Genomic DNA, 14695 nt, shown 5'->3' with positions numbered 1-14695 from the left:
TATTATTAATCATCTGATTTAATTAAGAAACTGCGAAGGGAGGCTTCTTTTTCCTGAGTGTCTTCATACCCCATTTTGATTAAGGCATGAATATAGGCTGGCTCGAAGAGAATATAACTAGTGATTGCAGCGTCGTCTTTAGGGCTGATACCAATAAGTTGCATCAACCCCCGGGTCATGGGTGGCAGGTGACAATAGTACTTGCGCGCCAGTTGTTCAAACGACTGGCTGGGGGAAAGGTGGATGTGTTCAATCTTCCGCAGCTTTTGCTTCGTTTTAGCCTCGGGCAGAATGTCAATTAACGCGTTGATCCTTGAGAGGTTTTCTAGGTCAGCAGTCAGGGTGTCACTGAAAATGGTATCCATCAGGTGGCCGCCTAATGCTGCTAGGCCGGGGGCTCGGGTATGATCTGGGCTATCGAGTTTCTGGTTGATGAGGTTGATGATCAGTATTTTATCCGCCCCCATCTTCAGGGATGGGCGCAGTGGTGCCAGCTGGTGGATCGAACCATCCCCATAATAGGCCTGCCCGATACGGGTTGCTGGAAAGACCAATGGAATCGCTGAGGAGGCCAGCAGATGATCGGTGGTGATCAGTGAGCGGCGGCCTTTTGATTTGGCCCTGTCCCATTCAGGGATCTCTGGCTGGCCCTGAAAGAAACTGACGGAGTGGCCGCTTTTGTAGCTCGAAGCGGTAATAGAGATACCGTGAAGGTTCCCTGCCGCAATTTGCTTTTCTAGTCGGGAGTAGTTGTTGACCTGGTTTAGCAGTTGTCGCAACGGGCGGCTGTTGAGCAAGCCAAAAGGTGGCCGTTCGTGATGGTGGGCTTGGAGGCGGGCAAACCACTGGCTGGCAAGGTAGCCGCTCATTCCTCTTGGTGTCGTGGCAAAGATACGCCGGCTGTGTAGCCTGGACCAAATCCACTCGAGTTTTTTGACGCCTAACCTGAAGCAAGAGGCATAGCAAGCAATCGAAGTGGCATTGATAGCCCCTGCCGAAGTGCCGCAGTAAATACTGAACGGGCTATGGTGCACCCGTGGGTACCATTCAGAAATAGCTTTGAGTACCCCGACCTGATAGGCAGCCCGTGCTCCTCCTCCGGTGAGGAGCAGGCTGATCTTTGGCGTTTCCCTGCCCATAGCGCTCCTTTCTTTTAGTTATATCTATAACTATATCCCTAATTTTCCTTATGGTGGGACATAGACTTAACACAAGGCTACTTGGAAGCCAGTATTTTTGCTTTCATTGCGCAGGCATGCTCGAAGTCATCAAGGGTACGGCGGGCGCTGGAGCAGGCCTCATTAAGCAACTCGGCGGTGCGAACAGCATTGAACAACATGTTGGCGGCATTTGGGTGTGCCTGCTCTATGGCAGAGTGAATGCCCCAACAGCGATCGTAAAGGTTACCTTGCTTGATGTCGGTTACCTTGTCAAAAGCGGGTTGGTCGATTTGCTTGAGCGTTGTGATAATAAAGTCAGTGACAGATTGAAGTGCTTTATCCGATTCGAGTTTGGCTTGTTGGCTGGTGTTATGGGCCAAATGTAATTGCTGGGCGTTTTCTGTATTCATTGGTTGCCTTCGAATGTGTGTACTTGCTAGGTAGTACAATATCCTTTGGCAGATCATTTGCCAATACAGAAAATTGAAACAAAAAGGCCTCCACGAGGGAGGCCTTTGAGAATTAAATCGTATTGCGATTAAGCCATTTTCTGCTTAATGAACTCAACGATATCTGCCACAGCAACACCTTCTTTGGTGCCGGCACGACGGTCTTTGTATTCCATCTCACCGTTTTCTAGGCTGCGGTTACCGATCACGATAGTGTGCGGGATACCGATCAGCTCGTGGTCAGCAAACATAACGCCAGGGCGCTCTTTACGGTCGTCGAATAGTACTTCGATACCAGCAGCAGTCAGGTCAGCGTATAGCTTCTCAGCCGCTTCTTTCACTTCAGCTGATTTTGCCATGTTCATCGGTACGATAGATACCTGGAACGGAGCAATCGCGTCAGGCCAGATGATGCCGTTTTCGTCGCTGTTCTGCTCAATCGCAGAAGCAACCACACGGGATACACCGATGCCGTAACAACCCATTTCTAGGATTACGTTCTTGCCGTCAGGACCAAGTACGCCACAGTTCATCTTCTCTGAGTAGTTTGTACCCAGCTGGAAGATGTGGCCCACTTCGATACCGCGCTTAAGCTGGATAGTACCTTTACCACATGGGCTTGGGTCACCTTCAACCACGTTACGCAGATCTTCTACCTGACCCAACTCAACATCACGCCCCCAGTTGATACCGAAGTAGTGCTTGTCGTCAACGTTAGCACCAGCGCCGAAGTCGCTCATTACCGCCACAGAGCGGTCAACGATGAACGGCAGTTTTAGGCCTACAGGACCCAGGGAGCCAGGGCCAGCACCGATTAGGGCGCGGATTTCTTCTTCGGTTGCCATCTCTAGTGGAGAAGCAACGTCTTTAAGGTTTTCTGCTTTAACTTCGTTTAGCTCGTGATCACCACGGATGATAAGGGCAACCAGTTCTGCGTCGACTTCGTCAGAAGCTTTAACGAATAGCGTCTTAACGGTTTTTTCGATTGGCAGGTCAAACTGCTCAACAAGCTCTGCGATAGTTTTCGCGTTTGGCGTGTCAACCAGTGTCATCTCCTGAGTTGGCGCAGCCAGCTCAGTCGCAGGCGCTAGTGCTTCTGCTTTTTCGATGTTTGCTGCGTACTCTGACTCGGTAGAGAAGGCAATCAAGTCTTCGCCGCTTTCAGCCAATACGTGGAACTCGTGAGAGCCGCTACCACCGATAGCACCGGTATCTGCCAGTACTGGACGGTAGTCAAGACCCATACGGTCGAATGCCTTACAGTATGCTTCGTGCATCGCATCGTAAGATTTCTGTAGGCCTTCTTTGTCAATGTCAAAGCTGTATGCATCCATCATGCTGAATTCACGTGCACGCATTACACCGAAGCGTGGACGGCGTTCATCACGGAATTTAGTCTGGATTTGGTACAGGTTCAGCGGCAGCTGTTTGTAAGAGCTCACTTCGTTACGCACAAGGCTAGTGATCACTTCTTCAGCTGTCGGGCTAAGTACAAACGGACGCTCATGACGGTCAGTAAAGCGAAGTAGCTCAGCACCCATCTTTTCAGATCGGCCTGTCTCTTCCCATAGTTCGAACGGCTGAACCACGGGCATCAAAGTCTCAACAGCACCTGCATTGTTGATTTCTTCGCGAACAATGTTCTCGACCTTACGTAAAACACGCAGACCTGTAGGCAGCCAGGTGTAAAGACCTGAAGCCAGCTTACGGATCATACCTGCACGAAGCATTAGCTGGTGGCTAACAACTTCTGCGTCATTTGGAGTCTCCTTCAGAGTTGAAAGAAGATAGTTACTGGTACGCATTGATGGTATCCGTTTGTTTAGATGAAAATTAGAAATGTGGGGGACAGGCCCCAGCCACCTATATAGGCGGTAACCGCATATACTACCAGCCAATTGGCCGTTAGCCAAAGGGATTGGATAGCCACAGCGGGGAAAATGCCCCTAAATCGATAGCCTTGGGTTATTTGCCTCGTCTTTGTCGATTATTTGGTTATCGGTTTATCCAGTGCCGTCACGGTCACCACATCGTTGGCAACCGTGAACTTAACATTGTAGTCGAACAGGTGGACGGCATATTCCTTATTGTCTTCTTTGCCTTTCTTGTAGGCCGGGCGAGGGTCCTGCGCGAGAACTTCTGTAATGACCATACGCTGGCGGGCCAGTTGTTTTCCTTTGAACTGGCTTTCTGCTTTTTCGCTAAAGACCACCGGCAAGGTTATCGGCTCGCCATCGGCAAACCCGCCATGGGCATGGGGCAGGCTATCGGAGTAGGGGATGTAGGGCTTGATATCCACGATTGGGGTGCCGTCGACCAAATCAACGCCGCCCAGTTCAATGATGACATTGCTGCTTTGCTGTCGAACTCCAATTAATTCAACCGCAGACATCCCGATACCGTTGGGGCGGAAGGTTGCCCGGCTGGCAAACACCCCAATGCGTTCATTACCACCAAGGCGTGGTGGGCGAACGGTTGGCCGCCAGCCTGCTTCCAAATTTTGATCAAACAAAAACAGAAGCCACAAATGGCTGAACTGTTCTAACCCGCGAACAGCCTCAAGGGCATTGGCCTCACCTTGAAGGACGATTTCAGAGCGTGCACTGGGAACCAACCCCGGCTGGCGTGGGACGGCAAATTTTTCTTTGTAGGGGGAGCGGACAATGCCGATAGGTTCAATTTGGTAGTGCATTTTGCTTCGCTGACTGGTGGCCTAGTTCATTTGACGCAGAAAATACCATAAAAAAGCAATTAGCGCTTGTTGAGAATGGTTATCAAGTGGTATGTTATAACATATCTTGTGTGTTGTTGTGATTTGAGGAAAACAAAATGAAAGCTGGTATTCATCCTGAGTATCGCCCTGTGGTGTTCCACGACACCAGTGTTGATAAGTATTTTGTAGTTGGCTCTACGCTGAAAACCGATAAAACCATCACTTGGGAAGATGGCAAGGAGTACCCTTACTTCACGTTGGATGTTTCTTCGGAGTCCCATCCGTTTTATACCGGTAAGCAACGAGTGATCAGTTCGGAAGGCCGTATGGCTAACTTTAACCGCCGCTTTGGCCAGTTTGGCGGTAAGAAAGGAAAATAAGATGCAGGTATTGAGTTCGTTGAAAAGTGCCAAAAACCGCCAGCGTGATTGCCAAGTTGTGAGACGCCGTGGCCGAATTTATGTTATCTGTAAGTCGAACCCACGCCTAAAAGCCGTGCAGGGTAGGGTTAAAAAGAAAAAATAAATGATAAGAATGGCTAGGTATAAAGTACGAAAGCCCCTCAATTGAGGGGCTTTCGTGTTTCTAGATGGGATAAACAGTTATAGGGGAGGTAACTTACCAACCCTTAACTACGCCACCTTGGAAGATTTCTTTTGCTGCTTCGTAAACCACGTCAGACTGGTATGCCTTGATGAAAGTCTGGACGTTTTCTGCATCAACATTGTCTTCACGGGCAACAATCAGGTTCACATATGGAGACTCTTTGTCTTCAACAAATACACCGTCACGCTCAGGTGTTAGGTTGATGCTGCTGGCGTAGGTGGTGTTGATGATAGCAAGCTGAACATCGTCTAGCGAGCGAGGAAGTTGGGCAGCTTCGAGCTCGACAATTCTTAGGTTTTGAGGATTTTCAACAATATCCAGTACTGTTGCTGTCAGGCCAGCACCTTCTTTCAGCTTAAGCAGGCCTTGTTGCTCAAGTAGAAGTAGTGAACGACCAAGGTTGGTTGGATCGTTTGGTACTGCAATCTGGTCACCGTCTTTTAGCTCATCGATAGATTCGATTTTGCTTGAGTAGGCCGCAATCGGGTAAACAAAGGTGTTACCGGCAACAGCAAACTTGTAGCCACGGTCGGTAATCTGCTGGTCAAGGTATGGCTTGTGCTGGAAGGCATTGGCATCGATAGAGCCTTCTTCCAGAGCTGCATTTGGTGACACGTAATCGGTAAAGGCAATCAGCTCGACATCCAGACCGTATTTTTCCTTGGCTTCTTTTGCTGCAATCTCTGCGACTTGCTCTTCAGCGCCAGCCATAACCCCAATTTTAACCTTGCTGTTATCAACCACTGCTTCTTTCTCACCACAACCGGTCAGTACCAATGCTGATGCCAGGCCGGCGACGGCGAATAGGTTCTTCAAATTAAAAGCCATGTTACTTCTCCTTAAAACTGGGGTTTTCCGTAATACTAGATGGAATATGTTTATTCTGTTGTTTGTTATCGATGTTGTGTGTTTTCGTGCCGCTTGTTACCTGTGGTCGAAGCGTTTGACCAAGTGGTCGCCGGCTGACTGGATAAGCTGAACCAGGATAACCAGCATCACGACGGTAATGAGCATCACGGTACCGTCAAAACGCTGGTAGCCGTAGCGGATACCGACATCACCGAGGCCACCGCCACCGACAGTACCGGCCATTGCCGAGTAGCTTACCAAGGTCACAAGCGTAATCGTTACTGCATTGATGATGCCCGGTAGCGCTTCAGGCAGCAGTACCTTGCTAATGATCTGGCGTGGGGTCGCACCCATTGCCTGTGCCGCTTCTACCAAGCCGGTAGGGACTTCCAATAGTGCACCTTCAACCAGACGGGCGATAAAAGGAATAGCCCCGACGGTCAATGGCACGATAGCTGCTGCCGTACCGATTGAACTGCCCACTACGAAACGGGTGAACGGGATAATTGCGACCAGCAGGATAATAAATGGGATCGAGCGGCCAATATTGGTCACGATACCCAGCGCTTTGTTGAGTGCTGGATTGGCCAGCAGACCATTTGCCTTGGTCAGGTGCAGGGCAACACCGACCGGGATACCGATCAAAAAGCCGATAAGGCCAGAAGCAAAGACCATGATCAGGGTTTGGCCTAGGGCGTCAATCAATAGATCAACCAAACGTTCGTTCTGGGTCCACCAGGTGGTGATTGAATCAAGCAACATAGCCCAATACCTCTACATTTACTTTGTGATCGCGAAGGAAGTTAATGGCTTGTTCTGCCGCTTGTTCGGTTCCGAAGAACTCGGCCAGCATCAGACCGAACTTGACGCCACCGGCGTAATCCATGTCTGAGCTCAGGATACTGATATCAATATTGAACTCGCGAGCCACCTGGGAAATCAGTGGGGCATCGACTGACGCACCGGTAAACTCAAGGCGGATCAGCGGGTAGCTGTTGTCGACGCGGGTTTCAACCATCCGGGCACGGTAGTCTTCCGGAATGGAGAGATCCAGGGTCGAGCGGATAAACTCGCGTGCCAACTCCGTTTTCGGGTGGGCGAAGATGTCGCCGACCGGACCTTTCTCGACCAGCTCGCCACCACCGATGATCGCGACTTCGGAGCAGATGCTTTTTACCACGTCCATTTCGTGGGTGATCAGCAAAATGGTCAGGTTAAGCTTGCGGTTGATTTCTTTAAGCAGTGTCAGGATCGACTGGGTTGTCGCAGGGTCTAGGGCGCTGGTAGCTTCGTCACACAGCAGCACTTTAGGATCAGAAGCAAGCGCACGGGCAATCGCCACACGTTGCTTTTGTCCGCCACTCAAGTTCGACGGATAAGACTCGCTCTTGTCAGCCAAGCCAACCAACTCTAGCAGTTCATCGACCTTGGCTTTGATAGCGGCTTTGCTGCTTCCGGCCAGCTCGAGTGGCAGGGCAACGTTGTCGAAAACAGTACGGGATGACAGCAGATTGAAGTGCTGGAAGATCATGCCGATTTTACGGCGGGCCTGGGTCAGCTGCTGGTTTGATAGCTGGGTCAGGTCGGTACCATCGACAATGACATGGCCGCTGGTTGGGCGTTCAAGCAGGTTGACGCAACGGATCAGGGTACTCTTACCGGCACCGGAAGAACCAATTACCCCGAAAATAGTGCCTTGCTCAATGGTCAGGTTGATGTCACGCAGTGCGTGGATCTCCTTGGCCCCCTGATAGAAGACTTTATTGACTCTGTTTATTTCTATCATCGCTTTTCCCAAATCCTATACCGTGTTGATGACGGGCACGCCCATCAATGGCTGCGACCGGTATATTGTTATGTTGTGTATTGCATTTGCATTATTTTATTGATGCTTGAAGCCTGTCTGCCAATTGCATCTATGGCTTTGATGCTATGGGCTAACATAAATGAAGTCAATAGATATTTTTACGTCTGGACGTCTAAATGGCTTTATAGCCATAATGCCAGTGTGAGTATTATAGGTTGTTCTTCTTTATAGGGTTGAGAGAAACAGGTGAATCCCGTTGCCAGCCGTGCCATAATTTGGGGCATAACGAATACAGCGAGACAGAGGGCTGACGCTTGGCCAAACCAGCAGTTTTTATTGACCGTGATGGCGTGATTAATATCGATCACGGTTATGTCCACACTACCGATGATTTCGAATATGTCGAGGGTGTGTTTGAAGCCTGTAAGAAACTTAAGGCGATGGGGTACATGTTGGTGTTGGTTACTAACCAGTCCGGCATTGCCCGTGGCATGTACACCGAGGATGAGTTCCTGACCCTGACCGAATGGATGGACTGGAATTTTGTCGACAACGGTGTCGAGTTCGACGGTATCTACTACTGCCCACACCACCCAACGGAAGGTAAGGGTGATTACCTGCAGGATTGCAAGTGCCGCAAGCCAAAACCTGGCATGTTTATCTCTGCCCGTGATTTCCTCAAGATCGATATGGCTGGCTCGGTAATGATCGGCGACAAAGCCGATGATATTAAAGCTGCTGCGGCGGCTGAGGTAGGAACCAAAATTCTGGTCCGAACCGGCAAGCCTGTAACTGATGAGGGCGAACAATTGGCAGACGTTGTGCTTGATAGTGTGGTTGATGTACCAGCTTGGTTGGCTGCACGGTAATCCAGCGCCCAACATTGCTTTGTTATCCAGGCCGCATTCGCGGCCTTTGTTTTATCTTTTTCCTGCTAAATCTCTTCCTCTACGCCATTGTTATTATAAAGTTAAATTAACCAGTCGTTTTTCGACGCTGTTTTATCGCCATTGGTAAATGGTGGTATCGAGGTTATATACTTTGCCTGTTTAACATGGAGTAGTTAACACGTGCTGTCGTATTTCTTGCGTCGTTTGGCTTTGGTTATCCCGACGTTTCTGGGGATCACCATCCTTATCTTTGCCATTACCCGCCTAGTCCCGGGAGGGCCGGTTGAACGGATGCTGGCCAATATGCAGGCCCAGGGAGACGGGGCTGCGGCCATGACATCAGCAGGGGGTAACTCGGCGTTATCCGAAGATCAAATCGCCGAGTTGAATGCGTTTTATGGTTTGGACAAACCCGTCATAGAAGCCTACACCGACTGGATCGGGAAATTAATGGTGTTGGATTTCGGTGAGTCTACCCGTTATTACGAACCTGTGTCCGATATGATTGCCGAGCGGTTGCCGGTCTCGCTGTTCTACGGCGGCATGACATTTTTTATCAGCTATTTTATTTCTATTCCCCTTGGCTACTACAAGGCCCTCAAACATGGCTCGGTGTTTGATTCCGGTTCATCGATATTAATTTTTATTGGTTATGCCTTGCCCGGTTATGTTGTCGGGGTCCTACTTATTACGTTGTTCAGTTATCACCTTGAGTGGTTCCCGATGGGGGGATTTGTCGGTGATGACTTCGATGATTACGAGACTTTTTTGGAGCGGGCCAAGGATGTGATGTGGCATGCCGTGCTACCGCTGATCTGTTACCTCATTGGTGACTTTGCCACCCTGACAATGACGATGAAAAATAACCTGATGGAAAACCTTTCATCGGATTACATCCGTACCGCAATCGCGAAGGGGTTACCGTTCAAGAAGGCCGTTCGTAAGCATGCCCTGCGCAATAGCCTGATCCCGATTGCCAGTCACTTTGGCAACTCCCTGCTTTTTTTCATGACAGGTTCATTCTTGATTGAGGTGATTTTCAATATTGATGGTATTGGTTTGCTTGGCTATGAATCGATTATTGAGCGTGATTACCCGGTGGTGATGGGGATTGTCGCCATCAATGCAGCCATGTTGCTGGTGGGCAATATTATCTCGGATATTTGTGTTGCCTTGGTCGATCCTCGAGTGAAGTTTGGAGCCTGATCATGTTGAAGTTAAACCCGCTAACACTAAAAAAGATCAAGCGCTTCAAAGAAATCAAACGTGGATATTGGTCTTTCCTATTGCTGTCGTGCCTGTTGGTCATGTCACTGTTTGCTGAGTTACTGATCAACAGCAAAGCCTTGGTGGTGAAATATAACGGTGAATACAACTTTCCTGTTTTATCGGATGTTCGTTTGGCGACGGATTTTGGCCAGGCCGCTGCCGGTGAAGCGGATTACCGGCAATTGCAAAAAGCGTTCACTGAACAAGGCGGTGACAATTTCGTCATTATGCCGTTGGTACCGTGGAATCCTTATGAGCAGGACTTCTCGGGTGATTTTCCACCGACAGCCCCAAGTGTTACCGACAAGCACTATTTAGGCACGGATGTAATAGGCCGCGATATCCTTGCTCGTCTTGCTTATGGCTTTCGCACAGCGATGGGGTTTGCGTTGATCACTATGGTTATCTCCTATGCGATAGGAACGGCTGTCGGCTGTGCCATGGGCTTTTTCGGTGGCAAGTTTGATTTGTTTGTCCAACGCTTAATAGAGATATGGTCAATGGTGCCTTTCCTCTATGTGATCATGATTCTGGTGTCGATCACCCAGCCGACCTTCGCCTTGTTTGTTGCGATTAATGTGTTGTTTGGCTGGATGGGGATGACTTGGTACATGAGGACCATGACCTACAAAGAGTCGGCCCGGGAATATGTGATGGCGGCGAAAGCGCTAGGCGCTTCGACCATGCGGATCGTTTTTAATCACATTCTGCCAAATACCATGGTAATGATTGTGACGCTGGCACCATTTACCATCGCGGCAAACATTACCGCCCTTACCGCATTGGACTACCTTGGCCTAGGCCTTATGCCACCCACACCGAGTTGGGGGGAGTTACTCCAGCAAGGCAAATCGAACCTGGACTCGCCTTGGATAGTCACGTCGGTTGTCAGTGCGATTGTCTTGGTGTTGGTCATGGTGACCTTTATCGGTGAGGCGATACGGGCCGCCTTCGATCCGAAGAAATTTACCCGTTATGTTTAATCTTGGCTTGCAGTTGTCGGAATAAGGATATTGATATGAAAAACATGCTCAACATTTCAGCTGTTGCGTTACTTACTGCACTCGGTAGTTACGTGCAGGCTGCTGAGTTACCTGCTGGTTTGGCGTGGGAGTCAAACATGGAAGAGCCTTTGTTTGCTTCTTCAAAAGCCAAGTTTGGTGGCACTTTACGTACCCATATGGCGAGCTTCCCACAGACGCTACGCAGTGTCGGTCCGGATTCAAACTCTGGGCTGCGCCATTACTTTATGGATGGGGTACCGAAATTGGCTGCTCGCCACCCGAACACCGGGAAGTGGATCCCACAGCTTGCCAGCGAGTGGGCATTTGGTGATGACAACCAAACCGTTTACTTCAAGCTGGATCCCAAAGCCCGCTGGTCTGACGGCGAAAAGGTGACCGCCGATGATTACTTGTTCATGTTGAAGTACTACCGCTCTAAAGATATCGTTTCGCCGTGGTATAACGACTTTTTCACCAACAAAATCCAGGATGTCATTAAGTTTGATGATTTCACTATTGCCGTTAAGTCCGCAGTGAAACTGACGGATGATGAGTTGATGCTGCAGATAAACCTGCCAAGCAACGGCCTTCAACCTCGCCCTGAGCACTTCTTTAAGCCCAAAAAAGACGAGAACAATGACGGTATCGATGATGACTTCGTCCGCCGCTACAACTTCAAAAGTGAGCCGACGACCGGGCCTTATTACATGGATAAGGTCAAAAAAGGCAAGAGCGTGACCTTCAAGCATGTCGGAGAAGACTGGTGGGGATACAGCAACCGTTACTACCAAAACCGCTACAATGTGGAAAAAGTCCGCTTCACCGTGATCCGTGATAGCGACATTGCTCGCAAGCACTTTGAAAAAGGCAATCTCGATACGTTCGGCCTGGTACTGCCAAGCCTGTGGCATGAAAAAGCCAATACCAAACCGTACCAGGATGGTTATATCCATAAGTTTTGGGGGTTCAACCAGGTTGTACAGGGAGCGGGTGGATTGTGGATGAATACAGCCCAACCACTGCTGGATGACCGTAATGTGCGTGCGGGTGTGACATACGCGACGGATTTTGATGGCATGATTGCCAATGTGCTGCGAGGTGATTATTCGCGTAAGCCGCACGGTATGGGCTTCGGCCATGGCGGTTATGACCGTAGTGACAATAAACCACCTGCGTTCGATCCTAAACTGGCGGCAGAGTATTTTGACAAGGCTGGTTTTGACAAAATTGGGCCGGACGGCATCCGGGTCAACGCGAGTGGTAAGCGTTTGAGTTTTGCGATTACCTATAGCTTCCAGCCCCATACCCCTCGAATTGCTTATCTCAAAGAGCAGGCAAAGCAAGCAGGCTTGGAATTCACCTTGAACCTGATCGATGGCTCTTCTGCTTTTAAATATGTGCTAGAGAAGAAACACGACTTGGCTTTCCTCAATATGAGTGGTGGGGAGATCCCAGCTTACTGGGAATACCTACATTCTGTGAATGCCAAGCCGCAAACCAACAACCATACCAACTACCGCTCTCCAGAGATGGATGAGTTGATTGATAGCTATAGCAAAGAATTCGATCTGGAAAAGAAGCAGGCCATTTCCCATCAAATCCAGAAAATCGTTACGGATGAATACCTGATTGTCCCTGGATATATGGTGCCATACACCCGTGAAGGGTACTGGCGTTGGATGAAGTATCCTACCCCTGCCATGACAAAAAACACCGAAGTCATGTTCTCTGTGGTTGACCTGGCCACCTTCTGGATTGATGAAGATGAAAAAAAAGCCACGCAATCAGCCATGAAAAAAGGCAAAACGTTCGAGCCGATCACAGTGATCGATGATGCCTATAAGCTGTAAGGTCAGTAGCGTATGCAAGATGATGTGATTTTAAGTGTGCGTGATTTGGAAACGGAGTTCACCACGGATGATGGGGTCGTCAAAATTCTCCATGGCGTCAATTTTGATGTCCGTATGGGCAGGACGTTGGGGATTGTTGGCGAGTCAGGCTGTGGCAAAAGTGTCACCGCAATGTCGATCATGGGCCTGCTGCCGAAACCCTACGGAAAAGTCGTGAGCGGTAAAATTCTATATCGCGGCACAGACTTGGTAACCTTGCCCCCCCAAGAAATGTATGCCATGCGGGGTAACCGTATCGCGATGATTTTCCAAGATCCGATGACCGCGCTCAATCCCGTGCATTCGATAGGTAGCCAGTTAAACGAAGTGCTCGAACTACACCGGCCAGAATTAAGTCGTGGGGAGAGAAGCCAGTACTCTCTTGAAATGCTCAAGAAGGTCAAAATTCCGATGCCGGAAAAAAGGCTAAAGGAGTATCCACATAATTTATCAGGCGGTATGCGCCAGCGTGTCATGATCGCCATGGCGCTGGCATGTAAACCTGACATACTTATTTGTGATGAGCCAACAACGGCGCTGGATGTAACGGTGCAGGCTTCGATACTGGAGTTGATCTATGAGCTTCAACTGGATACCGGGATGTCTGTGATCTTCATTACTCATGATCTCGGGGTTGTGGCAGAGATCTGTGATGATGTTGCCGTAATGTATGGGGGTAAAGTGGTGGAGTTTGCCGATATCTTTGAGTTGTTCGATAACCCACAGCACCCTTATACCGAGCGACTGATGGGGTTAATGCCGAGTTTGGATAGCGAACCCAAACAGCCCATAGAGATTAAACCCATAGATATTACCTTGTTCCCTGAATTTAAGGGCTAGGCTGAGCGACAAAGAGAGGATGTAATGACCGAGCTACTAAGGATAGAAAACCTCAAGCAGCACTTTGTCTCGGGCAAGGGGATATTCAAAAGAGGCTACACCGTTAAAGCCGTCGACGGGGTATCTTTCTCTATTTCTCAGGGGGAAACTCTCGGGCTGGTGGGAGAGTCAGGTTGTGGTAAGAGCACACTTGGACGGACGATCCTCAAACTCTATGAGCCAACCGAAGGTAAGATTTACTTTGAAGGCAAAGATATTACCCAGCTCTCTACCAGAGAAATGCGTCCGCTACGTAAGGAGCTACAAATTATCTTTCAAGATCCGATGGAGTCGCTTAACCAGCGCCACACTATAGGTATGATTTTGGAAGAGCCTTTTATCATCCACAATATCGGCACGCCCGTTGAACGGAAGCAATGGGTGAATGAGCTATTGGTGAAAGTCGGTTTGCCTGAAGAAGCCGCTAATCGGTATCCCCATGAGTTCTCGGGAGGGCAACGACAACGAATAGGGATAGCCCGGGCTATTGCACTTAAACCCAGACTACTTATTTGCGATGAATCAGTATCGGCTCTCGATGTCTCGGTTCAGGCCCAGATCCTCAATTTACTGCTGCAGCTCCAGCAGGAGATGAACCTAGCGATTATCTTCATTTCCCATGATCTCTCGGTGGTTAAGCATATTTCCGATCGGGTTGCGGTAATGTATTTCGGCAAAATCGTTGAAATGGGCGATGCTAGGGAGATTTATGCCAACCCGCAAGCGGAGTACACCAAGAAATTACTTTCGGCAATCCCTATCACTCACCCAAAAGACAGGAAACGTAAGAGGCGAACGGGGAATAGCTCCAATGTAGCGTAATTGGGTAGATGAAAAACGGAGCGTTGATTACGCTCCGTTTTTCATTTTATTTATTTCTCTCAGCGCCATTCGAGCTGGTTTTTACTCAAAATAAACAGCTTTGGGTTAAAAAGTAGTCGAACGGTTTGTTTGGGGCAATTTTTGTTGATTTAGGCCTTGTCAGAATGAATCAAGTCTCTATAATGCCGCCTCACTGACACGGAGAACGGCAACTTAAGCCGCTAACCAATCAGTATTGTTCTTTAACAATTTGACCACACAATCTGTGTGGGCACTCGTGAAATGATAGTCAACAAAAGAATTATCAATGAAACTGAGTGACCAAATCGATTCGCTTCTTTTTAAGAAGAGTATCGGC

At 49.0% G+C, this 14695-nt stretch carries 15 protein-coding genes; 8 read left to right on the top strand and 7 right to left on the bottom strand.

Annotated features, from left to right (window positions below; genetic code table 11):
- Positions 1–5: 5 nt before the first annotated feature.
- The 4 genes from BIZ37_RS09900 to tsaA all read right to left on the bottom strand — a co-directional run bounded on the left by BIZ37_RS09900 (position 6) and on the right by tsaA (position 4301).
- Positions 6–1139: a patatin-like phospholipase family protein gene (locus tag BIZ37_RS09900; protein ID WP_187461369.1), complete on the bottom strand. Its 1134-nt coding sequence runs from the start codon at positions 1137–1139 to the stop codon at positions 6–8.
- Positions 1140–1216: 77 nt separating this feature from the next.
- Complete coding sequence (locus BIZ37_RS09895) at positions 1217–1570, bottom strand: hypothetical protein (RefSeq protein ID WP_187461368.1); 354 nt, start codon at positions 1568–1570, stop codon at positions 1217–1219.
- Positions 1571–1698: 128 nt separating this feature from the next.
- On the bottom strand, positions 1699–3414 hold the full coding sequence (locus tag BIZ37_RS09890; RefSeq protein WP_187461367.1) for a proline--tRNA ligase: 1716 nt from the start codon (positions 3412–3414) through the stop codon (positions 1699–1701).
- Positions 3415–3596: 182 nt separating this feature from the next.
- Positions 3597–4301: a tRNA (N6-threonylcarbamoyladenosine(37)-N6)-methyltransferase TrmO gene (gene tsaA / locus BIZ37_RS09885; RefSeq protein WP_187461366.1), complete on the bottom strand. Its 705-nt coding sequence runs from the start codon at positions 4299–4301 to the stop codon at positions 3597–3599.
- A gap of 137 nt (positions 4302–4438) precedes the next feature.
- On the opposite strand from tsaA, the gene BIZ37_RS09880 reads away from it, so the two are divergent.
- Both BIZ37_RS09880 and ykgO read left to right on the top strand, forming a co-directional pair.
- Complete coding sequence (locus tag BIZ37_RS09880; RefSeq protein ID WP_107301054.1) at positions 4439–4702, top strand: type B 50S ribosomal protein L31; 264 nt, start codon at positions 4439–4441, stop codon at positions 4700–4702.
- 1 nt (position 4703) lies between these two features.
- Entirely contained in the window at positions 4704–4847 is a 144-nt protein-coding gene (gene ykgO, locus BIZ37_RS09875; protein WP_187461365.1) for a type B 50S ribosomal protein L36, read from the top strand.
- A gap of 93 nt (positions 4848–4940) precedes the next feature.
- Here the strand turns inward: ykgO and BIZ37_RS09870 are convergent, their stop codons facing one another.
- The 3 genes from BIZ37_RS09870 to metN form a co-directional block, all read right to left on the bottom strand.
- Positions 4941–5756 (bottom strand): MetQ/NlpA family lipoprotein, encoded by an 816-nt coding sequence (locus BIZ37_RS09870; RefSeq protein WP_187461364.1) that lies wholly within the window; start codon positions 5754–5756, stop codon positions 4941–4943.
- A gap of 96 nt (positions 5757–5852) precedes the next feature.
- Positions 5853–6539: a methionine ABC transporter permease gene (locus BIZ37_RS09865; RefSeq protein ID WP_107301057.1), complete on the bottom strand. Its 687-nt coding sequence runs from the start codon at positions 6537–6539 to the stop codon at positions 5853–5855.
- Positions 6529–7563 (bottom strand): methionine ABC transporter ATP-binding protein MetN, encoded by a 1035-nt coding sequence (gene metN, locus BIZ37_RS09860; protein ID WP_107301058.1) that lies wholly within the window; start codon positions 7561–7563, stop codon positions 6529–6531. The genes BIZ37_RS09865 and metN overlap by 11 nt, the downstream gene beginning before the upstream one ends.
- A 335-nt stretch (positions 7564–7898) precedes the next feature.
- Between metN and gmhB the strand changes: the two genes are divergently transcribed.
- From gmhB to BIZ37_RS09830, 6 genes are all read left to right on the top strand, one after another.
- On the top strand, positions 7899–8453 hold the full coding sequence (gene gmhB / locus BIZ37_RS09855; RefSeq protein WP_187461363.1) for a D-glycero-beta-D-manno-heptose 1,7-bisphosphate 7-phosphatase: 555 nt from the start codon (positions 7899–7901) through the stop codon (positions 8451–8453).
- Positions 8454–8654: 201 nt separating this feature from the next.
- Positions 8655–9680 (top strand): ABC transporter permease subunit, encoded by a 1026-nt coding sequence (locus tag BIZ37_RS09850; RefSeq protein ID WP_187461362.1) that lies wholly within the window; start codon positions 8655–8657, stop codon positions 9678–9680.
- A 2-nt stretch (positions 9681–9682) separates the two neighbouring features.
- Positions 9683–10726, top strand: a complete 1044-nt coding sequence (locus tag BIZ37_RS09845; RefSeq protein ID WP_187461361.1) for an ABC transporter permease — start codon at positions 9683–9685, stop codon at positions 10724–10726.
- 35 nt (positions 10727–10761) lie between these two features.
- On the top strand, positions 10762–12597 hold the full coding sequence (locus tag BIZ37_RS09840; RefSeq protein ID WP_187461360.1) for an extracellular solute-binding protein: 1836 nt from the start codon (positions 10762–10764) through the stop codon (positions 12595–12597).
- A gap of 12 nt (positions 12598–12609) precedes the next feature.
- Positions 12610–13476, top strand: a complete 867-nt coding sequence (locus tag BIZ37_RS09835; RefSeq protein WP_187461359.1) for an ABC transporter ATP-binding protein — start codon at positions 12610–12612, stop codon at positions 13474–13476.
- Between the two features lie 24 nt (positions 13477–13500).
- Positions 13501–14337, top strand: a complete 837-nt coding sequence (locus tag BIZ37_RS09830) for an ABC transporter ATP-binding protein (RefSeq protein WP_187461358.1) — start codon at positions 13501–13503, stop codon at positions 14335–14337.
- The last annotated feature ends 358 nt before the right edge of the window (positions 14338–14695 follow it).

This window comes from Photobacterium sp. BZF1, assembly GCF_014349205.1.
GTDB lineage: Bacteria > Pseudomonadota > Gammaproteobacteria > Enterobacterales > Vibrionaceae > Photobacterium.
This window is presented reverse-complemented; position numbering and strand designations above follow the sequence as displayed.